This is a genomic window from Stutzerimonas sp. NM35 (genome assembly GCF_054604355.1).
Genome location: NZ_CM137728.1, coordinates 245,246 through 266,999 on the forward strand (window position 1 = coordinate 245,246; position 21,754 = coordinate 266,999).

General features: G+C 61.3%; 20 protein-coding genes. 15 read left to right on the forward strand and 5 right to left on the reverse strand.

Going from position 1 to position 21,754, the window contains the following annotated elements; translation table 11 throughout:
• Positions 1-40: 40 nt before the first annotated feature.
• Positions 41-1,735, reverse strand: coding sequence for an L-lactate permease (locus ACYCFC_RS01085; protein ID WP_181086263.1), 1,695 nt, complete (start codon positions 1,733-1,735; stop codon positions 41-43).
• Positions 1,736-2,012: 277 nt separating this feature from the next.
• Between ACYCFC_RS01085 and ACYCFC_RS01090 the strand changes: the two genes are divergently transcribed.
• Positions 2,013-2,819 carry a GntR family transcriptional regulator gene (locus ACYCFC_RS01090; protein WP_181086262.1) on the forward strand — a complete coding sequence of 269 codons (807 nt, stop codon included), beginning with the start codon at positions 2,013-2,015 and terminating at the stop codon, positions 2,817-2,819.
• A 25-nt stretch (positions 2,820-2,844) separates the two neighbouring features.
• Here ACYCFC_RS01090 and smpB read toward each other — a convergent pair whose 3' ends face one another.
• Positions 2,845-3,327, reverse strand: coding sequence for an SsrA-binding protein SmpB (gene smpB, locus ACYCFC_RS01095; RefSeq protein WP_181086261.1), 483 nt, complete (start codon positions 3,325-3,327; stop codon positions 2,845-2,847).
• Positions 3,328-3,558: 231 nt separating this feature from the next.
• Between smpB and ACYCFC_RS01100 the strand changes: the two genes are divergently transcribed.
• Together ACYCFC_RS01100 and ACYCFC_RS01105 are read left to right on the forward strand one after the other, a co-directional pair.
• The gene (locus ACYCFC_RS01100; protein ID WP_181086260.1) at positions 3,559-3,993 is read left to right on the forward strand and encodes a type II toxin-antitoxin system RatA family toxin; all 435 of its coding nucleotides are present in this window, start codon (positions 3,559-3,561) and stop codon (positions 3,991-3,993) included.
• Entirely contained in the window at positions 3,986-4,306 is a 321-nt protein-coding gene (locus ACYCFC_RS01105; RefSeq protein WP_181086259.1) for an RnfH family protein, read from the forward strand. Before ACYCFC_RS01100 ends, ACYCFC_RS01105 begins: the two co-directional genes overlap by 8 nt.
• A gap of 62 nt (positions 4,307-4,368) precedes the next feature.
• Here the strand turns inward: ACYCFC_RS01105 and ACYCFC_RS01110 are convergent, their stop codons facing one another.
• The gene (locus tag ACYCFC_RS01110; RefSeq protein ID WP_459652884.1) at positions 4,369-4,878 is read right to left on the reverse strand and encodes an outer membrane protein assembly factor BamE; all 510 of its coding nucleotides are present in this window, start codon (positions 4,876-4,878) and stop codon (positions 4,369-4,371) included.
• Positions 4,879-4,971: 93 nt separating this feature from the next.
• Here ACYCFC_RS01110 and fur point away from each other — a divergent pair, with 93 nt between their 5' ends.
• Entirely contained in the window at positions 4,972-5,379 is a 408-nt protein-coding gene (gene fur / locus ACYCFC_RS01115; protein ID WP_181086257.1) for a ferric iron uptake transcriptional regulator, read from the forward strand.
• A 54-nt stretch (positions 5,380-5,433) separates the two neighbouring features.
• Here the strand turns inward: fur and recN are convergent, their stop codons facing one another.
• On the reverse strand, positions 5,434-7,107 hold the full coding sequence (gene recN, locus ACYCFC_RS01120; RefSeq protein WP_459652885.1) for a DNA repair protein RecN: 1,674 nt from the start codon (positions 7,105-7,107) through the stop codon (positions 5,434-5,436).
• A gap of 405 nt (positions 7,108-7,512) precedes the next feature.
• Here recN and grpE point away from each other — a divergent pair, with 405 nt between their 5' ends.
• The 8 genes from grpE (at position 7,513) to ACYCFC_RS01160 (ending at position 17,785) form a co-directional block, all read left to right on the forward strand.
• Positions 7,513-8,082 (forward strand): nucleotide exchange factor GrpE, encoded by a 570-nt coding sequence (grpE, locus tag ACYCFC_RS01125; protein WP_459652886.1) that lies wholly within the window; start codon positions 7,513-7,515, stop codon positions 8,080-8,082.
• Between the two features lie 100 nt (positions 8,083-8,182).
• Complete coding sequence (gene dnaK, locus ACYCFC_RS01130; protein ID WP_181086254.1) at positions 8,183-10,096, forward strand: molecular chaperone DnaK; 1,914 nt, start codon at positions 8,183-8,185, stop codon at positions 10,094-10,096.
• A 170-nt stretch (positions 10,097-10,266) separates the two neighbouring features.
• On the forward strand, positions 10,267-11,394 hold the full coding sequence (gene dnaJ / locus ACYCFC_RS01135; RefSeq protein ID WP_181086253.1) for a molecular chaperone DnaJ: 1,128 nt from the start codon (positions 10,267-10,269) through the stop codon (positions 11,392-11,394).
• An 88-nt stretch (positions 11,395-11,482) separates the two neighbouring features.
• Entirely contained in the window at positions 11,483-12,289 is an 807-nt protein-coding gene (dapB, locus tag ACYCFC_RS01140) for a 4-hydroxy-tetrahydrodipicolinate reductase (protein WP_459652887.1), read from the forward strand.
• Between the two features lie 191 nt (positions 12,290-12,480).
• The gene (gene carA, locus ACYCFC_RS01145; protein ID WP_459652888.1) at positions 12,481-13,629 is read left to right on the forward strand and encodes a glutamine-hydrolyzing carbamoyl-phosphate synthase small subunit; all 1,149 of its coding nucleotides are present in this window, start codon (positions 12,481-12,483) and stop codon (positions 13,627-13,629) included.
• Positions 13,630-13,660: 31 nt separating this feature from the next.
• On the forward strand, positions 13,661-16,882 hold the full coding sequence (gene carB / locus ACYCFC_RS01150; RefSeq protein WP_459652889.1) for a carbamoyl-phosphate synthase large subunit: 3,222 nt from the start codon (positions 13,661-13,663) through the stop codon (positions 16,880-16,882).
• Entirely contained in the window at positions 16,879-17,355 is a 477-nt protein-coding gene (gene greA / locus ACYCFC_RS01155; protein ID WP_459652890.1) for a transcription elongation factor GreA, read from the forward strand. The genes carB and greA overlap by 4 nt, the downstream gene beginning before the upstream one ends.
• A gap of 10 nt (positions 17,356-17,365) precedes the next feature.
• Positions 17,366-17,785: a DUF4149 domain-containing protein gene (locus tag ACYCFC_RS01160; protein WP_459652891.1), complete on the forward strand. Its 420-nt coding sequence runs from the start codon at positions 17,366-17,368 to the stop codon at positions 17,783-17,785.
• Between the two features lie 17 nt (positions 17,786-17,802).
• On the opposite strand, the gene ACYCFC_RS01165 is transcribed toward ACYCFC_RS01160, so the two are convergent.
• Entirely contained in the window at positions 17,803-18,114 is a 312-nt protein-coding gene (locus tag ACYCFC_RS01165; protein WP_459652892.1) for a YhbY family RNA-binding protein, read from the reverse strand.
• 82 nt (positions 18,115-18,196) lie between these two features.
• On the opposite strand from ACYCFC_RS01165, the gene rlmE reads away from it, so the two are divergent.
• The 3 genes from rlmE to folP all read left to right on the forward strand — a co-directional run bounded on the left by rlmE (position 18,197) and on the right by folP (position 21,750).
• Entirely contained in the window at positions 18,197-18,835 is a 639-nt protein-coding gene (rlmE, locus tag ACYCFC_RS01170; RefSeq protein WP_181086246.1) for a 23S rRNA (uridine(2552)-2'-O)-methyltransferase RlmE, read from the forward strand.
• Between the two features lie 137 nt (positions 18,836-18,972).
• Positions 18,973-20,883 (forward strand): ATP-dependent zinc metalloprotease FtsH, encoded by a 1,911-nt coding sequence (gene ftsH, locus ACYCFC_RS01175; RefSeq protein ID WP_181086245.1) that lies wholly within the window; start codon positions 18,973-18,975, stop codon positions 20,881-20,883.
• A gap of 15 nt (positions 20,884-20,898) precedes the next feature.
• On the forward strand, positions 20,899-21,750 hold the full coding sequence (folP, locus tag ACYCFC_RS01180; protein ID WP_459652893.1) for a dihydropteroate synthase: 852 nt from the start codon (positions 20,899-20,901) through the stop codon (positions 21,748-21,750).
• The last annotated feature ends 4 nt before the right edge of the window (positions 21,751-21,754 follow it).

Here is a 21,754-nt window from a genome sequence, read left to right on the forward strand (position 1 = left end):
ATGCAGCCTTGCCCGGCAGGGCAAGGCAACCATTGCTTTTTTACACGCCGACCAGAGGGTCGGTGACGCCCAATACATAGATGGCAATCAGGCCAATGATGCCCGTGAAAAGCACATAGTACAGCGTAGGCCATACGGTCTTGCGTAGTGTGAGACCCTCGCGGCCGAGCAGCCCGACCGTGGCGGAAGCGGCAACCACGTTGTGAATGGCGACCATGTTGCCCGCAGCGGCACCGACGGCCTGGGTGGCAACCACCATTGCACCGGAGATGCCCAGTGACTGCGCAACGCCGAACTGGAACTGGCTGAACATCATATTGCTGACGGTATTGGAGCCAGCCAGGAAGGCTCCCAGGGCACCTACGGCTGGAGCCAGCAGTGGATAAATGCCGCCCACGCTGTCCGCGACGTAGCGCGCCATGAGGATTGGCATGCTGGCCAGCTCAGCGCCGTTGACGCCCGAGTTGATCAGGATGCGCACCATCGGCACGGTGAACAGCAGCACGAAGCCGGCGCTGAGCAGAACACCACTGGATTCTTTCACGGCGGCCTTGAGTTCCGAGGCGCGCATGCCATGCAGGAAGAAGGTGATCAGCACCACGGCAACGAGGATGCCACCAGGCAGGAACAATGGCTCGATGCTTGCGCTGATGCCTGTCTCACCGAGGATGTTGCTGAAGGCGATGGAGACTGATTTCAGCGCAGCGGAAACCTCTGGGAAAACCCGGCTGATCACCAGAATCGCGCCCACCAGCACGTAGGGCAGCCAGGCGCGGAAGGCGCTCATCGGGCGTGCCGCAAGTTCGTCGAGCTTCATCTCGATGGTGCCGACCCACTCGGCAGGCCATTCGCGGGCATCGGCGAAGTCCCAGGTATTCTTCGGCGTCAGGAAGTTGAAGCGAGCCGCTGTGGTGACGATGGCCAGACCCACCAGACCGCCCAGCAGCGAGGGGAATTCCGGGCCGAGGAAAATGCCCGTGGCAACGTAGGGCAGGGTGAAGGCCAGGCCGGCGAAGATCGCGAACGGCAGGACTTCGAAGCCAGCCTTCCAGCTTTTTTCCTTGCCGAAGAAGCGCGTCAGCATCACCACCATGATCAGCGGCATCACGGTGCCGATGGTGGCGTGAGTGATCGCCACGCTGCTGGTGATCTGCTGCAGGAAAATATCCCAGCTGGAGCCTTGGGCAACCAGTTGAGCGCCGATGGTGGCTGTGTCCAGACCACTGTTGATGCCGACCACTATAGGCGTGCCGACTGCACCGAAAGACACTGGCGTGCTTTGCACCAGCATTCCCAGCAGTACGGCGGCCATGGCGGGGAAGCCTACGGCGACCAACAGCGGTGCTGCGATGGCGGCGGGCGTACCGAAGCCCGAAGCGCCTTCGATAAAGCAGCCGAACAGCCAGGCGATGATGATGGCCTGGATACGGCGGTCAGGGCTGATGGTGGTGAAACCGGCACGAATGGCGGTGATACCGCCCGAGTGCTTGAGGGTGTTGAGAAGCAGAATGGCGCCGAAGATGATCCACAGCAGACCGAGGGTGATGACCAGACCTTGCAGGCTGGAAGCGATGATCCGGGTTACGCTCATGTCCCAGACGAAAAGACCGATTGCGGCAGTAAACAGGAATACCAGCGGCATGGAGCGGCTGGCGGGCCAGCGCAGGCCAATCAGTAGAATGGCCGCCAGCAGGATGGGAGCGAAAGCGAATAGGGCAAGCAGTCCATTGGACATGTTCAGGCTCCCGTAGTCATGAAGTGCGGGTGGGGGCCCGAATGGACCGTTGCGTAGCAGATGTCTGGAGACCGCATTAATAGTCCTCTTTTTGTTGGCGCTCTGGTTTTGTCAATTGGTAATACCAATTCTCAACAGAGTTTGGCCAGCGTAAGAGCTCTCCGGCAACTACGTCAATTAGCTAGCTATATACTTTCGTCGCAAAGGCTTGTCTTGCGGCAAGGGTGTCGCGTGGTTACGCTGGACCTGTTAGTGGTCAAACCAGTCGAGAGGTGTCATGGAAGTCGGAATGGTTCGTCAGCGGAGGCTGGCCGACAGAATTGTGGAACAGCTTGAAACCATGATTCTTGAGGGAACGCTCAAGGCGGGGGAGCGGCTTCCGGCAGAGCGAGTGTTGGCTGAGCAGTTCGGGGTGTCCCGCCCGTCACTGCGCGAGGCCATTCAGAAGCTTGCAGCAAAGGGCTTGCTGATCAGCCGCCATGGCGGTGGGAATTTTGTAGTCGAGTCCCTGGGCTCGACCTTCAGTGATCCGCTGTTGCACCTGCTGGAAAACAACCCGGACGCCCAGCGTGACCTGCTGGAATTCCGGCATACACTGGAAGGCAGTTGTGCCTACTACGCGGCGCTGCGTGCCACCGAACTCGATCAGCGGCGCCTTGGCGAGGCCTTTGCGGCACTGCAGGACTGTTATTCGCGCGAAGGTAACGTCAGTCGAGCGGAGGAGGGGGCCGCTGATGCACGCTTTCATCTGGCCATCGCTGAGGCCAGCCACAACACGGTGTTGCTGCATACGATCCGGGGCCTGTTCGACCTGCTCAAGCGCAATGTCGTGACCAATATCGGTGGCATGTATGCGCTACGTGACGAGACGCGCAATATGCTGATGAAACAGCATCAGGAACTCTACGACGCGATCATCGAGCGGCGGGCGACAGACGCACGCGACGTGATTCACCGCCATATCAATTACGTGCAGGAGGTTCTCGCCGAGGGCCAGCAGGAAGCACAGCGCCTGGCCAGGGCGCAACGGCGGCAAGGCAGTAAAGATGGCAAGGCGAAAGGCTTGCGAGAAAGTGCTGTTTAAGGAAGAGGGGGCTGTTGCCTGAAGCTTAGTCTTCCTTGCCCTTTGTGCGCATGACACGCTGGATCTCGCGTGCCGAGTCGCGTTCCTTCTCGGTGTGACGCTTGTCGAATTCCTTTTTGCCCTTGGCCAGCGCGATCTCGCACTTGATCATGTGCTTTTTCCAGTACAGCGAAAGGGCAACACAGGCGTAGCCCTTCTGCTGGACGGCACCGAACAGCTTGCCCAGCTCACGCTTGTTGAGCAGCAGCTTGCGAGTGCGTGTCGGATCGGCGATGACGTGTGTGCTGGCGGTGCTCAGAGGGGTGATATGGCAACCCATCAGCCAGGCCTCGCCATCTTTCAGCAGCACGTAGCTGTCGACAAGTTGGGCCTTGCCGGCGCGCAGGCTTTTGACTTCCCAGCCGGCCAGAACGAGGCCCGCCTCGAATTTCTGTTCGATGAAGTAGTCGTGTAGCGCTTTCTTGTTCAGCGCGATTGTCCCTGGGGACTGTTTCTTCTGTTTGGCCATAGCCGCGCATTATAGGGAGTCCGGTTGCGGCTGGCGAGAACCTGCGGACTGCGACGGCATGAAACTTGAGAGGGGCGGTCTTATCCCCGACAATGTGCCATCTTTTGATTCACTCGTGCCGGTTGAGCTGTGTGCGGATAGCTGTACGGGTGCTCCGATTCCTGCCATCGACGCCAGTGGCGTCTGTGGGTTGTGGCGGTCTTTGGCTGTCGACTGAAGTAGAAGGTCTGCATGACGACACATATTCAACGCTCGGCCTTGCTGCCGTACCCGGCGCACGCGCTGTTCGAGATGGTCAACGACGTGGCCAGCTACCCCCAGTTCCTGCCCTGGTGTTCCGCGACCGAAGTACTGTCCACCAGCGAGACGCAGATGCAGGCCAGCATGACCGTGGCGAAGGCTGGGCTGAGCCAACGCTTTCTGACGCGCAATGAGCTGCAGCCGGGCAAGCGTATCGAGATGAAGCTGGAAGAAGGCCCCTTCAGTCATCTGCACGGCATCTGGGAGTTCAAGGCGCTGGGAGAAAAGGCCTGCAAGATCAGCCTGGACCTGACCTTCGATTACGCCGGGCCGCTGGTCAAGGCCACCCTCGGACCGCTGTTCAACCAGGCGGCCAACACCCTGGTCGATGCCTTTTGTGACCGCGCGAAGCAGCTCTATGGATAAGGCCGTCATTGCGATCGAGGTCGTCTACGCGCTGGCTGACAAGCAGAAACTATTGAGCCTGACCGTGCCTGCCGGAACGAGCGTGCGTCAGGCGGTGTTGCTTTCGGGAATGGATGGCTTCTTTCCGGGACTGGATCTGGCAACTGCCCCGCTGGGGATTTTCGGCAGGGCAGTGCCCAAGCCGGATGAGCGCGTGCTGGAAGAGGGCGAGCGGGTCGAGATCTACCGCCCGCTGATTGCCGACCCCAAGGAAGTGCGCAAGCAACGCGCTGCCAAGGCTGCGAAGAGCAAGGCCGAGGCTGGCGAGGCGTAGGTCGGATTGGCCGAAGGCGTGATCCGGCGTTCCGCAGGCGGTAATCCGACGTTTTACTGAAATCAGTTTGTATCGATAGGTGTCGGCGACGGCACAGGCACTGGCTCTGCGGCATCGACTTCGCGCTGGATCTGTTCGAGCAGGGAGCCGGGCTCGATGGCCTCGTCTTGCGCTTCGGTGCGCTGCGGGATCTGCCCTGCAGGCTGGCCGGTACCGAGGATCGCCTCATCGCGACTGACGCCGGGTTTGAAGTCGCCGGCAAGACCTGCCAGCTGGTCATTGGCGTTGAAGACCAGGCTCACGCGCTCCTGCTGGCGCTGGCTGCCGCCCGGCTGGATGCTGTACAGGTAATCCCAGCGGCTGGCATGGAAGGTGTCGGTAATCAGGGGGTTGCCCATGATAAACCGCACTTGAGACCGGGTCATTCCAGGGCGCAACTGGTCTATCATGTCCTGTGTAACGACATTGCCCTGTTGAATGTCCACCTTGTAAACCCCGGGGAATGAACAACCGGCGAGTGCGAACAGGCCCACAAGCGTGAGGCTGGACAGCATGAGCTTGGTGTTTTGCATCGGTAGATGACTTCCACTATCTTGGCTGGGCAAAGCCCGGATCATACCCGTATTGAAGGAGGCTGCGAAACAGCAGCAGTGAGAAAGCCAACCATGGTTGAAAATAGCGAACTACGCAAAGCTGGCCTCAAGGTGACCCTGCCACGGGTCAAGATCCTGCAGATGCTGGATACCGCCGATCAGCGCCATATGAGCGCCGAGGATGTCTACAAGGCGCTGATGGAGGCGGGCGAAGATGTCGGCCTGGCCACTGTCTATCGTGTGCTCACGCAATTCGAGGCGGCAGGGCTGGTTGTCCGCCACAACTTCGATGGCGGTCATGCGGTATTCGAACTCGCCGACGGCGGTCACCACGATCATATGGTCTGCGTCGATAGTGGCGAGGTCATCGAGTTTTTCGACCATGAGATCGAAATGTTGCAGAAAGAGATCGTCACACGCCATGGCTACGAGCTGGTAGACCACAATCTGGTGCTCTACGTACGCAAGAAGCCCGAATAGTCACGGGAATATCAGAAAGGCGACCTGCGGGTCGCCTTTCTGGTGCGCGCTCGGTCATGCCTGGGCTGAATCGATCATCTGACGCGCATGCGCCAGCGCCTGTTCGGTCAGGTCGACACCGCCGAGCATTCGTGCGATCTCTTCGATGCGTTCGTCCTCCTGCAGAGTCGCGACCGCCGTATGGGTTTCATCCTGCCCGCGTGCCTTGTGCACGAACAGGTGATTATGCCCCTGTGCGGCCACCTGGGGCAGGTGGGTGACGGTCAATACCTGCCCCTGTTCGCCAATGCGCCGCAGTAGCTGGCCAACCACTTCGGCGGTCGGGCCACCGATGCCCACGTCGACTTCGTCGAATACCAGGGTCGGTACGCGCGAGGTCTGTGCGGTAATCACCTGAATCGCGAGGCTGATGCGCGACAGCTCGCCGCCGGAGGCGACCTTCGCCAGAGGGCGCAGTGGCTGGCCGGGGTTGGCGCTGACCAGAAACTCCACCTGTTCCAGGCCGAAGGGCATGTAGTCGCCTTCGGCGGCGGGCTTGAGTTGCACGCTGAATCTGCCGCCCGGCATGCCCAGGCGCTGGATTTCGCTTTCGACCGAGGCGGCGAGTGTCTCGGCTGCATTTCGGCGAGTCCTGCTCAGTTCGGACGCTTTTTCCTCATAGTGGCGACCGTAGGCGGCCAATTCTTCGCCCAGGCGTGCAAGGGCCTCGTCATCGGCGTTGAGGCTTTCAAGCTCCTCAAGCAGGCGCTGCTGCAGCAGCGGCAGTTCGGCAGGCTGTATGCGGTGTTTGCGGGCCAGGGTGTAGATGGCGTCCAGTCGTTCTTCCAGCGTTTGCTGGCGCTCGGGGTCGGCATCGAAGTGATCGACGAAGCGATTCAACTCGCCCATGGCCTCCTCGACCTGAATCTGTGCGCTGGCCAGCAGGTTCACCGCTTCGGCCAGTGCGCCGGGCTGATTCTGGAAAGCGGAAAGCCGCTGCAGGCTGCCGGTCAGTGCCGACAGTACGTTGCCGGCATCGCTCTCGCTGCACATGTCCATGACCTGGCGGCAGGCGCCGAGCAGCTGTTCGGCGTTGGCCAGGTTACGGTGTTCGTGCTCCAGTTGTTCCTGTTCGTTCTCGCCGAGTGCCAGATTCTCCAGTTCTTCCAGCTGGTAGCTGAGCAACTGGTGACGTGCGCGCTGTTCGTCGCTGCTGTTGCTCAGTCGCTCCAGTGTCTGTCGGGTCTGGCGCCAGCGTTGCGCGGCCAGCTGCACCTGGCGTGCCAGCTCCTGACTGCCGCTGTACTCGTCGAGCAGGCGCCGATGGGTATCGGTCTTGAGCAGGGACTGGTGTTCGTGCTGGTTGTGGATATCGATCAGCAGCTCACCCAGCGCCTTGAGATCGCCCTGGGGACAGGGCGTGCCGTTGATGTAGCCGCGTGAGCGACCCTCGGCCGTAATGACGCGGCGCAGAATGCACGGCCCGTCGTTGTCCAGGTCGCGCTCGGCGAGCCAGGCGCGGGCATCGGGAATGTCGTCCAGGTCGAAGCTGGCGAGAATATCGGCCTTGTCCGCGCCGATGCGCACCGCGCTGCTGTCGGCGCGATCCCCCAGGGCGAGCCCGAGGGCGTCGAGCATGATTGATTTGCCGGCGCCGGTTTCGCCGCTGATCACGCTCATGCCGCGCTGCAGTTCGAGATCGAGGTGTTCGACGATGGCGAAATTGTGAACGGACAGATGAACCAGCATGTCAGGGCTCCGAAAGCTGTGGCTGGCTATTTATACAGTAGTTTTTCGGGCGGCTACAAGTGGTAAAAAAGCGGCGGCAAGCTGCAAGCCGCAAGCTTCAAGTAAAAGCGGCCTGAAGCCGGAAGCCTGAGGCTGGAAGAGGAAAGCTTGACGGGCTTTGAGCGCCGGCCCGCACACTGATTCGCTGCAGCTGTAGGTCGGGTCACGCTTCATCGACCCGACGAGCGGAACCTCGGTGAATGTAAAAGCGACATCCACCCTACGCTGGCTTGCAGCTTGCAGCTTGCAGCTTGCAGCTTGCAGCTTGCAGCTGCTGTCCTCCCCTTGAACCACGATTTCGCGCCCCCATATAGCCGCACAAGCGCGGACCTGACAGTCCGCTGAAGACTTGATGAGGAGGACCGCATGGCCGACGAGCAGAACCTGGACAACCAGACCCTTGAAGAAAATGAAGACCTGCACGCCGAGGCGAGTGAGGATCTGGCTGGGCGCGTAGCCTCTCTGGAAGAACAGCTGGCCGCTGCGCAGGATCAGTCCTTGAGGGTTGCTGCCGAGCTGCAGAACATCCGTCGCCGTGCCGAGCAGGATGTCGAGAAGGCGCACAAGTTCGCCCTGGAAAAGTTCGCCGGTGACCTGCTGGCGGTGGCTGATAGCCTGGAGCGTGGCCTTGAGTTGTCTAGCCCTGACGATGAAGCCGTCAAGGCTGTGCGCGAAGGACTCGAACTGACGCTCAAGCTTCTGCTCGATACGTTGGCGCGCCATCAACTGGCACAGCTCGATCCCCAGGGTGAGCCCTTCAATCCCGAGCATCATCAGGCCATGGCGATGGAGGAAAGCACCCACGCCGAGCCGGGCAGCGTGCTCAAGGTGTTCCAGAAGGGTTACCTGCTCAACGGTCGTCTGCTGCGCCCCGCGATGGTGGTGGTCAGCAAGGCGCCTGCGCAGACTCCGCCTTCGATCGACGAGAAGGCTTGAATTCTCACGGCTGACCCCCATCTGGTAGCCAAGCGTTTTTGTGTTACCCGCAGCCGGTAAACAGGCGCGGATTTCATCCAAGATTTTCGGAGATAGACAAATGGGCAAAATTATCGGTATCGACCTGGGGACTACCAACTCCTGCGTCTCCATTCTGGAAAACGGCAAGGCCAAGGTCATCGAGAACGCCGAAGGCGGTCGCACCACGCCGTCGATCATTGCGTACGCCAATGATGGCGAAATTCTGGTTGGCCAGTCGGCCAAGCGTCAGGCAGTGACCAACCCCCACAACACCCTCTACGCGGTGAAGCGACTGATCGGTCGTCGTTTCGAAGAAGAGGTCGTGCAGAAAGACATCCAGATGGTCCCCTACAAGATCGTCAAGGCCGACAACGCCGATGCCTGGGTGGAAGTGAACGGCCAGAAGATGGCGCCGCCGCAGATTTCCGCGGAAATTCTCAAGAAGATGAAGAAGACCGCCGAAGACTACCTCGGCGAGCCGGTCACCGAAGCGGTCATCACCGTGCCGGCCTACTTCAACGACAGCCAGCGCCAGGCCACCAAGGATGCCGGTCGCATTGCAGGGCTCGACGTCAAGCGCATCATCAACGAGCCGACCGCGGCTGCGCTGGCCTATGGCATGGACAAGGCCAAGGGTGACCACACCGTGATCGTCTATGACCTGGGTGGCGGTACCTTCGACGTGTCGGTGATCGAGATTGCCGAAGTCGACGGCGAGCACCAGTTCGAAGTATTGGCCACCAATGGCGATACCTTCCTGGGTGGTGAGGACTTCGACATCCGCCTGATCGACTACCTCGTCGACGAATTCAAGAAAGAAACCGGCATGAACCTCAAAGGCGACCCGCTGGCCATGCAGCGCCTGAAAGAAGCCGCCGAGAAGGCCAAGATCGAGCTGTCGTCCAGCCAGCAGACCGACGTCAACCTGCCGTACATCACCGCCGATGCCACCGGTCCCAAGCACCTGAACGTGAAGATCTCCCGTGCCAAACTGGAAGCGCTGGTGGAAGACCTGGTGCAGCGTACTCTCGAACCGTGCCGCATCGCCCTGAAGGACGCCGGTATCGACACCGGCAAGATCGATGATGTGATCCTGGTCGGTGGTCAGACCCGCATGCCGCTGGTGCAGCAGAAGGTTGCCGAGTTCTTCGGCAAGGAAGCACGCAAGGACGTCAACCCGGATGAAGCCGTGGCCATGGGTGCTGCGATCCAGGGCGCGGTACTGGCCGGTGACGTCAAGGACGTGCTGCTGCTCGACGTTTCTCCGCTGACTCTGGGCATTGAAACCATGGGTGGCGTGATGACCGCGCTGATCGAGAAGAACACCACCATCCCGACCAAGAAGTCCCAGGTGTTCTCCACCGCCGACGATAACCAGAGCGCCGTGACCATTCACGTGCTGCAGGGTGAGCGCAAGCAGGCCAGCGGCAACAAGTCGCTGGGTCGTTTCGATCTGGCCGAGATTCCGCCAGCGCCGCGTGGCATGCCGCAGATCGAGGTCACCTTCGATATCGATGCCAACGGCATCCTGCATGTCTCGGCAAAAGACAAGGCCACCGGCAAGCATCAGTCCATCGTGATCAAGGCCAACTCCGGTCTGTCCGAGGAGGAGATCGAACAGATGGTGCGCGACGCCGAGGCCAACGCCGAGGAAGACCGCAAGTTCGAAGAGCTGGCCGGCGCCCGTAACCAGGGCGACCAGCTGGTCCATGCCACGCGCAAGATGCTGACCGAGGCAGGCGACAAGGCCAGCGAGGACGACAAGACCGCTATCGAAAAGGCCATTGGCGAGCTGGAAGTAGCCATCAAGGGCGACGACAAGGCCGAGATCGAAGCCAAGATCGCGGCAGTATCCCAGGCGTCCACGCCGTTGGCGCAGAAGATGTATGCCGAACAGCCCCAGGGTGGTGAAGGCCAGCCGGCTGATGACGGCGCGCAGCCGGGCGACGACGTGGTCGATGCGGAGTTCGAAGAGGTCAAGGACAACAAGTAATCCGCCACTTGTGACCCACATGGAAGGGCGCGCAGCCTGTCGCTGTCAGTGCGGGCTGCCTTTCCTTCCGGTCTGCCGCGACGCGTTCGCGACAGGCGTGACCGCTGCGCGGGGGCTTGCTCCCGCGTCGGCGTGTCTGGAGGGTATGAATTTGAAGGTTCAGGAAATTTATGGCCAAACGTGATTATTACGAAGTGCTGGGCGTCGAGCGTGGCGCCAGCGAGGCGGAGCTGAAAAAGGCTTACCGCCGCCTCGCCATGAAGCATCATCCCGATCGCAACCCGGATGACAAGGCGGCTGAGGAAGCCTTCAAGGAGGCCAACGAGGCTTACGAAGTGCTCTCCGATGCCAGCAAGCGGCAGGCGTACGACCAGTATGGCCACGCCGGCGTCGACCCGCAGATGGGGGCTGGCGCGGGCGCGGCGTATGGCAACGCTAATTTCTCCGATATCTTCGGCGACGTATTCAGCGATTTCTTTACCGGCGCGCGCGGTAGCTCACGCGGTGGCGCTCAGCGCGGCAGCGATCTGCGTTACACGCTGGAGCTGGATCTGGAAGAGGCCGTGCGTGGTACGACGGTGACCATTCGCGTGCCGACGCTTGCCGAATGCAAGACCTGCGATGGCTCGGGCGCGAAGAAAGGCACCAGCCCCGTTACCTGTACCACCTGCGGTGGCATCGGCCAGGTACGTATGCAGCAGGGCTTCTTTTCGGTGCAGCAAACCTGCCCGCGCTGCCATGGCAGCGGCAAGATGATCTCCGATCCCTGTGGCAGCTGCCATGGCCAGGGTCGTGTGGAAGAGCAGAAGACGCTCTCGGTCAAGGTGCCGGCAGGCGTCGACACCGGCGACCGCATTCGCCTGACCGGCGAAGGCGAGGCCGGAACCCAGGGTGGTCCGGCGGGCGACCTGTACGTGGTGGTCAACGTGCGTGAGCACGCGATCTTCCAGCGCGACGGCAAGCATCTGTATTGCGAAGTGCCGATCAGCTTCGCCGACGCGGCGCTGGGTGGCGAGCTGGAAGTGCCGACCCTGGATGGACGGGTCAAGCTGAAGATTCCCGAGGGCACCCAGACCGGCAAGCAGTTCCGTCTGCGCGGCAAGGGCGTGGCGCCGGTGCGTGGTGGTGCGGCAGGCGACCTGCTGTGCCGGGTGGCGGTGGAAACGCCGGTCAACCTGAGCAAGCGCCAGCGCGAGATGCTTGAAGAGTTTCGCGGCACCCTGCAGGGCGACACCTCCCACTCACCCAAGGCCAGCGGTTGGTTCGAGGGTGTGAAGCGCTTTTTCGGTGATGTTTGAAAGAAGCTTTAAGCAGCAAGCTTCAAGCCGCAAGAGGGTGTTGCGCTTGGCTTGCAGCTTGAGGCTTGCAGCTTGGAGCTGACTTTATATGCGACGTATTGCAGTGATGGGCGCCGCTGGGCGCATGGGCAAGATTCTGATCGAAGCGGTGCAGCAGAGTGCTGGCGCCGCCGGGCTGACCGCCGCAGTGGATCGCCCGGACAGTACGCTGGTCGGTGCCGATGCTGGCGAACTGGCCGGCATCGGTCGTCTCGGTGTGCCGCTGTCCGGCGATCTCGCCAGGGCCGTGGATGAGTTCGATGTGCTGATCGATTTCACTCATCCCTCGGTGACGCTGAAGAATCTGGATGTCTGTCGTCGCGCAGGCAAGGCAATGGTGATCGGCACCACCGGTTTTTCGGTTGAAGAGAAAGAGCGTCTCGCCACCGCAGCGAAGGACATCCCCATCGTTTTCGCGGCCAATTACAGTGTCGGCGTCAATCTCTGCCTGAAGCTGCTGGATACAGCCGCCAGGGTGCTGGGCGACGAGGTGGATATCGAGATCATCGAAGCGCACCACAGGCACAAGGTCGATGCGCCGTCCGGTACCGCGCTACGCATGGGCGAGGTAGTTGCCGAAGCCCTGGGGCGCGATCTGCAGAAGGTTGCGGTCTATGGGCGTGAAGGCCAGACCGGTGCGCGTGAGCGCGACACCATCGGCTTCGCCACGGTGCGTGCCGGTGATGTGGTGGGTGACCACACCGTGCTGTTCGCCGCCGATGGCGAGCGGGTGGAAATTACGCACAAGGCTTCGAGTCGTATGACCTTCGCCAAGGGGGCGGTGCGCGCGGCGCTCTGGCTGGATGAGAAGCCAGCCGGGTTGTACGACATCCAGGATGTGCTGGGTTTGCGCTGAGTTCGCCGCTGCACTGCAATTCGGGTGGATTTCGGCTGGACCGCAAAAGGGGTTTTCTGTAAGCTTCCCGCTTTAGTGTGTCCACTAAAAGTTGCGCAGAATGACTCCAATAAAAAGCGGGATGACCTTCACACGTCATCCCGCTTTTTTACAATCTGCGCCTGCTCCAGCCTTGATCTTTGGGAGGTCTCTTGACTAAGCCAGCTCCTACGCCAGCCATTCTGGCCCTTGCCGATGGCAGCATCTTTCGCGGCGAATCCATCGGTGCCGACGGCCAGACAATCGGCGAGGTGGTGTTCAACACCGCCATGACCGGCTATCAGGAAATCCTTACCGACCCGTCCTATGCCAAGCAGATCGTCACGCTTACCTATCCGCACATCGGTAATACCGGCACCACGCCGGAAGATGCCGAGTCCTGGAAAGTCTGGGCGGCCGGTCTGGTCATCCGCGACCTGCCGCTGCTGGCCAGCAACTGGCGCAACAAGCAGCCGCTGGATGCCTATCTGAAGGAAAACGGCACCGTCGCCATCGCCGGTATCGATACCCGTCGCCTGACCCGCATTCTGCGTGAGAAGGGTGCGCAGAATGGTTGCATCCTGGCTGGAACTGATGTGACCGAAGAGAAGGCGCTGGAGCTGGCGCGCAGCTTCCCCGGCCTCAAGGGCATGGACCTGGCCAAGGAAGTCAGCGTCAAGGAACGCTACGAATGGCGTTCCAGCCTCTGGAGCCTGGAAACCGACAGCCATCCGGAGATTCCGGCCAGTGAGCTGCCGTACCACGTGGTCGCCTACGACTATGGCGTCAAGTACAACATCCTGCGCATGCTGGTCGCGCGTGGCTGCCGGGTTACCGTGCTGCCGGCGCAGACGCCGGCCAGCGAGGCGCTGGCGCTGAATCCGGACGGCATCTTCCTGGCCAACGGCCCGGGCGATCCCGAGCCGTGCGATTACGCGATCCGGGCGATCCAGGAAGTGCTGGAGACCGATATCCCCGTCTTCGGCATCTGCCTCGGTCATCAGCTGCTGGCGCTGGCGTCCGGTGCGACCACGGTGAAGATGTCCAGCGGCCATCACGGCGCCAACCATCCGGTGCAGGATCTGGAAACCGGCGTAGTGATGATCACCAGCCAGAACCACGGCTTCTGCGCCGATGAGACGACTCTGCCGGCCAATCTGCGTGCCACTCATAAGTCGCTGTTCGATGGCACCCTGCAGGGTATCGAGCGTACCGACAAGATGGCCTTTGGTTTCCAGGGGCACCCGGAAGCGAGCCCTGGTCCTTGCGACGTCGCGCCGCTGTTCGACCGCTTCATCTCCGCCATGGCGGCCCGTCGCTGATCGCTGAAATCAGGAATTCGAGAGTTACTCCATGCCAAAACGTACAGATATCAAAAGCATCCTGATCCTCGGCGCCGGCCCCATCGTCATCGGCCAGGCCTGCGAGTTCGACTACTCCGGCGCCCAGGCCTGCAAGGCCCTGCGTGAGGAAGGCTTCCGTGTCATCCTGGTGAACTCCAACCCGGCCACCATCATGACCGACCCGGCCATGGCCGACGCCACCTACATCGAACCGATCAAATGGGCCACCGTGGCCAAGATCATCGAGAAAGAGCGTCCTGACGCGCTGCTGCCGACCATGGGCGGCCAGACCGCGCTGAACTGCGCGCTGGACCTGGAAAAGCACGGCGTGCTGGAGAAGTTCGGCGTCGAGATGATCGGCGCCAATGCCGATACCATCGACAAGGCCGAGGACCGCTCGCGCTTCGACAAGGCGATGAAGGATATCGGCCTGGCCTGCCCGGTTTCGGGCATCGCCCACAGCATGGAGGAAGCCTACGGCGTGCTCGACAAGGTCGGCTTCCCCTGCATCATCCGGCCTTCCTTCACCATGGGCGGCACCGGTGGCGGCATCGCCTACAACCGTGAAGAGTTCGAGGAAATCTGCACCCGCGGTCTGGACCTGTCGCCGACCAAGGAGCTGCTGATCGACGAATCGCTGATCGGCTGGAAGGAATACGAGATGGAGGTGGTCCGCGACAAGAAGGACAACTGCATCATCGTCTGCTCCATCGAGAACTTCGACCCGATGGGCGTGCACACCGGCGACTCCATCACCGTCGCCCCGGCGCAGACCCTGACCGACAAGGAATACCAGATCATGCGCAACGCCTCGCTGGCGGTGCTGCGTGAGATCGGCGTGGAAACCGGCGGCTCCAACGTGCAGTTCGGCATCTGTCCGAACACTGGGCGCATGGTGGTGATCGAGATGAACCCGCGTGTGTCGCGCTCCTCGGCGCTGGCCTCCAAGGCCACCGGTTTCCCGATTGCCAAGATCGCCGCCAAGCTGGCCGTGGGCTACACCCTCGACGAGCTGTCCAACGACATCACCGGCGGTCGCACCCCGGCGTCCTTCGAGCCGGCCATCGACTATGTGGTCACCAAGATCCCGCGTTTCGCCTTCGAGAAATTCCCCAAGGCCGACGCCCGTCTGACCACCCAGATGAAGTCGGTCGGTGAAGTCATGGCCATCGGTCGGACCTTCCAGGAGTCGATGCAGAAGGCCCTGCGCGGCCTGGAAGTCGGCGCCACCGGGTTCGATCCCAAGCTGAACCTGGAGTCCGCCGAGGCCGAAAGCACACTGACCCGCGAGCTGACCGTGCCCGGTGCCGACCGTATCTGGTACGTCGCCGATGCCTTCCGTGCCGGCAAGAGCATCGAGGATATCTTTGCCCTGACCAAGATCGATCCCTGGTTCCTGGTGCAGATCGAGGATCTGGTCAAGGAGGAGGAGCAGGTCAAGACCCTCGGCCTGTCCAGCATCGATCGCGATCTGATGTTCAGGCTCAAGCGCAAGGGTTTCTCCGATGCGCGCCTGGCCAAGCTGCTCGGCGTCACCGAGAAGAACCTGCGCAGCCATCGCCACAAACTCAAGGTGCTGCCGGTCTACAAGCGCGTCGACACCTGTGCCGCCGAGTTCGCCACCGACACCGCCTACATGTATTCGACCTACGAGGAAGAGTGCGAGGCCAATGCGTCGAGCCGCGACAAGATCATGATCCTCGGTGGCGGGCCGAACCGTATCGGCCAGGGTATCGAGTTCGACTACTGCTGCGTACACGCGGCGCTGGCCATGCGTGAAGACGGTTACGAGACCATCATGGTCAACTGCAACCCGGAAACCGTCTCCACCGACTACGACACTTCCGATCGTCTGTATTTCGAGCCGGTGACCCTGGAAGACGTGCTGGAAATCGTCCGTGTCGAGCAGCCCAAGGGCGTGATCGTGCAGTACGGCGGCCAGACCCCGCTGAAGATCTGCCGCGCCCTGGAGGAGGCCGGCGTGCCGATCATCGGCACCAGCCCGGACGCTATCGACCGTGCCGAAGACCGCGAACGCTTCCAGCAGATGGTCCAGCGCCTGAACCTGCGCCAGCCGCAGAACGCCACCGCGCGTAGCGAGGAAGAAGCCATCGCCGCGTCCAAGGCCATCGGCTATCCGCTGGTGGTGCGTCCGTCCTACGTATTGGGCGGTCGGGCGATGGAAATCGTCTATGAGGAAGACGAGCTCAAGCGCTACATGCGCGAAGCGGTAAAGGTCTCGAACGATAGTCCGGTGCTGCTCGACCACTTCCTCAACTGCGCCATTGAGGTGGACGTGGATGCGGTGTGCGACGGCGAGATCGTGGTGATCGGAGCGATCATGCAACACATCGAGCAGGCCGGCGTTCACTCTGGTGACTCCGCCTGTTCGCTGCCGGCCTATTCGCTGCCTGCGCACATTCAGGACGAGATTCGCGAGCAGGTGCGCAAGATGGCCCTGGAGCTCGACGTGATCGGCCTGATGAACGTGCAGATGGCCGTGCAGGGCGAGGATATCTACGTGCTGGAGGTGAATCCGCGTGCATCGCGCACCGTGCCGTTCGTCTCCAAGTGCATCGGCGAGTCGCTGGCCAAGGTCGCGGCGCGCGTCATGGCGGGCAAGACACTGACCGAAATCGGCTTCACCCAGGAAATCATTCCGCCGTTCTTCAGCGTCAAGGAAGCGGTGTTCCCCTTCGCCAAGTTCCCCGGTGTCGACACCATCCTCGGCCCGGAAATGAAATCCACCGGCGAAGTGATGGGCGTCGGCGACAGCTTCGCCGAAGCCTTCGCCAAGGCTCAGCTGGGCGCCAGTGAAATCCTGCCGACCTCCGGTTGCGCCTTCATCAGCGTGCGCGAGGACGACAAGCCCTACGTCGAGCAGGTTGCCCGCGATCTGGTCGATCTCGGCTTCGAGGTCGTTGCCACCGCCGGTACCGCGCGTATCATCGAGGCGGCTGGCTTGCCGGTACGTCGCGTGAACAAGGTGACCGAAGGTCGTCCGCATGTGGTCGACATGATCAAGAACGACGAAGTCACCCTGATCATCAATACCACCGAGGGGCGCCAGTCCATCGCGGACTCCTACTCCATTCGTCGCAACGCTCTGCAGCACAAGATCTGCATCACCACCACCATTGCCGGTGGCCAGGCGATCTGTGAGGCGCTCAAGTTCGGTCCCGAGAAGACCGTGCGCCGTCTGCAGGATCTCCATGCAGGAATCGAGGCATGACCAAATATCCCATGACCGTCCAGGGTGCGCGCGCCCTGGAAGAAGAACATCAGCACCTGACCAAGGTGCTGCGTCCCAAGCTGAGCCATGACATCGGCGTGGCGCGTGAACTCGGTGACCTCAAGGAGAACGCCGAATACCACGCCGCCCGCGAGCAGCAGGGCATGGTCGAGGCGCGGATTCGCGATATCGAAGGCCGTCTGCAGAACGCGCAGATCATCGACGTCACGGCGATTGCGCACACGGGCAAGGTGATCTTCGGCACGACGGTCGAGATCGCCAATGTCGAGACCGACGAGCGCGTGACCTACCAGATCGTGGGTGAGGACGAGGCGGAGATCAAGCTGGGCAAGATTTCGGTGAGTTCACCCATTGCGCGTGCGCTGATCGGCAAGCTGGAAGGCGATGTTGCCGTGGTCAAGACGCCCAGCGGGCTGGTCGAATTCGAGATCGTCGAGGTTCGCCATCTCTGAGTCGCAGCCCATGCGCGCAGGTGTCATCAGCTGGCAGCTGGCCCAGACATTCTGGGTCGGTGGCCTCTGGCTGTTGCAGTTCGTGATGTTGCCGGCGCTGGACAAGATCGGCCTGGCACCGTTGCTGGTGGCAGAAATCGCCGGCACCCTGAGGCCGCTGCTGGTGGGTTTCGCTGCTTTCTGTGCCGTGCTGCAGGCCGTCGTGCTGATGCAGGCGGCAGGGTTTCGCAGTCTATGGCGGGATGTGCGCGGGCAGTTGCTGTTGACGGTTTTGCTGCTGGCCGCCAGCTTTTTCGCCGCTGGGACGCCATGGCTCGAATCGGCTCGCTGGTCGCTGTTCAGCTATCTGATCATGGGGCTGTGCGGGTTGATGCTGGTATTGCAGGAGCCGCCGCGCGCGACGGGCTCCGCTGAGTTTCCCCCAGCCTGATGCTCAGGCTGGTCGGGTCAGGCCTGATAGCGGTGCACGTTGGACAGTTGCTTGTTGACCTTGGGGTTCTTGCGATACACCAGCACCATCTTGCCGATGGATTGCACCAGTTCGCAGCGTCCGATCTGGCATAGTTCGTCGATCAGAGCGCGGCGATCATCGCGTTCGGTGATGCGTAGCTGTACCTTGATCAGCTCATGATCGCTCAGTGCGCGCTCCAGTTCGGCCTGCACACCTTCGGTCAGGCCGTTTTCGGATACGATCAGTACCGGCTTCAGATGATGGCCGATGGATTTGTAGTGTTTCTTCTGCTCGTTGGTGAGCGGCATAATTCGACCCTTGCGTCAGAACCCTGAAAAACGTCCGCTAGTGTAACCGAGAGGTTCCGGGCCGCACAGATGAGGTAACAGCTTGGCACGCTCCAAGACCAGCTCGCGCTGGCTGAAAGAACATTTCGACGATCCCTACGTGAAGATGGCGCAGCGCGACGGCTATCGCTCGCGCGCCAGCTACAAGCTGCTGGAGATCCAGGAGAAGGACCGCATTCTGCGTCCCGGCATGACCGTGATCGATCTGGGCGCGGCGCCGGGCGGCTGGTCGCAGGTGACCAGCCGTCTGATCGGGGACAAGGGGCGGCTGATTGCCTCCGACATCCTGCCTATGGACAGCATTGCCGATGTCACCTTTATCCAGGGTGATTTCACCGAAGACGAAGTATTCGCGCAGATTCTTGATGCGGTAGGTGATAAGCAGGTCGACCTTGTAGTTTCCGATATGGCCCCCAATATGAGTGGGGTGAAGGTGGCCGATCAGGCCCGTGCGATGTTTCTCTGCGAGCTGGCGCTTGATCTGGCCATGCGCGTACTGCGTCCAGGGGGAGATTTCCTGATCAAGATCTTTCAGGGCGATGGCTTCGATGCCTATCTGAAGGACATACGGCAGAATTTCGACAAGGTGCAGATGCGCAAGCCGTTGTCGTCCAGGGACCGTTCTCGTGAGCAGTACCTGCTGGCGCGAGGTTTTCGCGGCGATCCGGCGCAGACGGACTAATATGTTTCATATGGGGTTACAGAGCGACCTGCGTGTTTGGGCGGGTTGTGTAGTAAGTTAGCCAGAGCAGCCAACAGGCGCCGTCAAGCGGGCCAACGACAGCGGGTCTGTTCCAGAGGGTAATGAATTTGAATGACATGGCAAAAAACCTGATTCTGTGGTTGATCATCGCTGCCGTCCTGGTGACCGTGATGAACAACTTTTCCAGCCCGACCGAGCCGCAGACGCTCAACTATTCGCAATTCCTTGAACAGGTCAGGGAAGGTCGTGTCGAGCGCGTAACCGTCGACGGCTACGTGATCATCGGCAAGCGCAGCGATGGCGAAAGCTTCAAGACGATCCGCCCGGCAATCCAGGACAATGGCCTGATCGGTGACCTGATCAACAACAATGTCCTGATCGAAGGCAAACAGCCCGAGCAGCAGAGCATCTGGACCCAGTTGCTGGTGGCCAGCTTCCCGATCCTGGTGATCATCGCGGTGTTCATGTTCTTCATGCGCCAGATGCAGGGTGGCGCAGGCGGCAAGGGCGGGCCGATGAGTTTCGGCAAGTCCAAGGCACGCCTGTTGTCCGAAGATCAGGTCAAGACCACTTTTGCCGATGTCGCTGGCTGCGACGAAGCAAAGGAAGAGGTGACCGAGCTGGTCGAATTCCTGCGTGACCCTGGCAAGTTCCAGCGTCTCGGCGGTCGGATTCCGCGCGGTGTGCTGATGGTCGGTTCGCCGGGGACCGGCAAGACGCTGCTGGCCAAAGCGGTGGCGGGCGAGGCCAAGGTGCCGTTCTTCACCATCTCCGGTTCGGACTTCGTCGAGATGTTCGTCGGGGTCGGCGCCAGCCGTGTGCGTGACATGTTCGAGCAGGCCAAGAAGCACGCTCCCTGCATCATCTTCATCGACGAGATCGATGCCGTCGGTCGCCATCGTGGCGCCGGTCTGGGTGGCGGTCACGACGAGCGCGAGCAGACCCTCAACCAGTTGCTGGTGGAGATGGATGGTTTCGAAATGAACGATGGCATCATCGTCATCGCCGCCACCAACCGTCCCGATGTGCTTGACCCGGCACTGCTGCGTCCGGGGCGCTTCGATCGCCAGGTGGTGGTTGGCCTGCCGGATATCCGCGGTCGTGAGCAGATTCTCAATGTGCACATGCGCAAGGTGCCGCTGGGTGACAGCGTAGAGCCGGCGCTGATTGCGCGCGGTACGCCGGGCTTCTCCGGTGCCGATCTGGCCAACCTGGTCAACGAGGCTTCCCTTTTTGCGGCGCGTGCCGGCAAGCGCGTGGTGGAGATGAAGGAGTTCGAGCTGGCCAAGGACAAGATCATGATGGGCGCCGAGCGCAAATCCATGGTCATGTCCGAAAAGGAGCGGCTGAATACCGCCTATCACGAAGCGGGCCACGCCATCGTCGGTCGTCTCGTGCCCGAGCATGATCCGGTCTACAAGGTTTCCATCATTCCGCGTGGCAGGGCGCTGGGTGTGACCATGTTCCTTCCCGAGGAAGACCGTTACAGCCTGTCCAAGCGTGCCCTGATCAGCCAGATCTGCTCGCTGTTCGGTGGCCGTATCGCCGAAGAGATGACCCTGGGCTTTGATGGTGTCACCACCGGCGCTTCCAACGACATCATGCGTGCGACCCAGCTGGCGCGGAACATGGTGACCAAGTGGGGTCTGTCCGAGAAGCTCGGTCCGTTGATGTATGCCGAGGAAGAGGGCGAAGTGTTTCTCGGTCGCAGTGCGGGCAGTCAGCACACCAACGTCTCCGGTGACACCGCCAAGCTGATCGACCTTGAAGTACGCAGCATCATCGATCAGTGCTACGACACGGCGAAGCAGATCCTGGCCGATAATCGCGACAAGCTCGACCTCATGGCCGAGACTTTGATGAAGTACGAAACCATCGATGCCGAGCAGATTGACGACATCATGGCCGGTCGTACTCCACGTGAACCGCGTGACTGGCAGGGCGGCTCCGGCTCGGCAGGCACGCCCGTGCAGCCGGAAGGTGATCTTCCGCAGACGCCCATCGGCGGTCCGGCGGGCGAACACTGAGCCAAGGCTTCAACGATGACTGAAACGATGCACCCGACCCGACTGCCTTGCGGCAGTCGGGTTCTTGATTTGTCACGCCCGCATGTCATGGGCATTCTCAACGTGACTCCCGACTCGTTTTCTGACGGTGGCAGGCATGCCGGCATCGATGCCGCGTTGCGCCATGCCGCCGCGATGGTGGCAGCGGGTGCGACGCTGGTGGATGTGGGCGGGGAGTCGACACGGCCAGGTGCACGGGCGGTCTCGCCGACCGAAGAGCTGGAGCGTGTCGCGCCCGTGGTGGATGCCATCGCGTGCGAACTCGATGTGATCATTTCAGTGGATACCTCGACGCCATCGGTGATGCGCGAGTGCGCACGGCTGGGGGCCGGTCTGATCAATGATGTCCGTTCGCTCACGCGCGATGGGGCGCTGGATGCCGCTGCCGACAGCGGTCTACCCGTATGCCTGATGCACATGCGTGGCGAGCCGGGTGACATGCAGGACGATCCGCGCTACGACGACGTGACCGAGGCGGTTTACGGGTTTCTTGCCGAGCGCATGGCGGCGTGTGCCGCTGCGGGCATTTCCGGCGAACGGGTCGTGCTCGATCCGGGTTTCGGCTTTGCCAAGAATCTTTCGCACAATCTCAGTCTGTTCAAGCATATGGAGCGCCTGCACGAATTGGGGCGTCCGCTGCTGGTCGGTGTTTCACGCAAAAGCATGATCGGGCAGGCGCTGGGACGGGAGGTCGCACAACGTCTGTACGGCAGCCTGGGGCTGGCGGCACTGGCTGTTACCAAGGGTGCCCGTATCGTGCGCGTGCACGATGTGGCTGAAACGGTTGATGTCGTCCGAATGGTCGCCGCAGTACAGGCTGCAGAATAGGAAA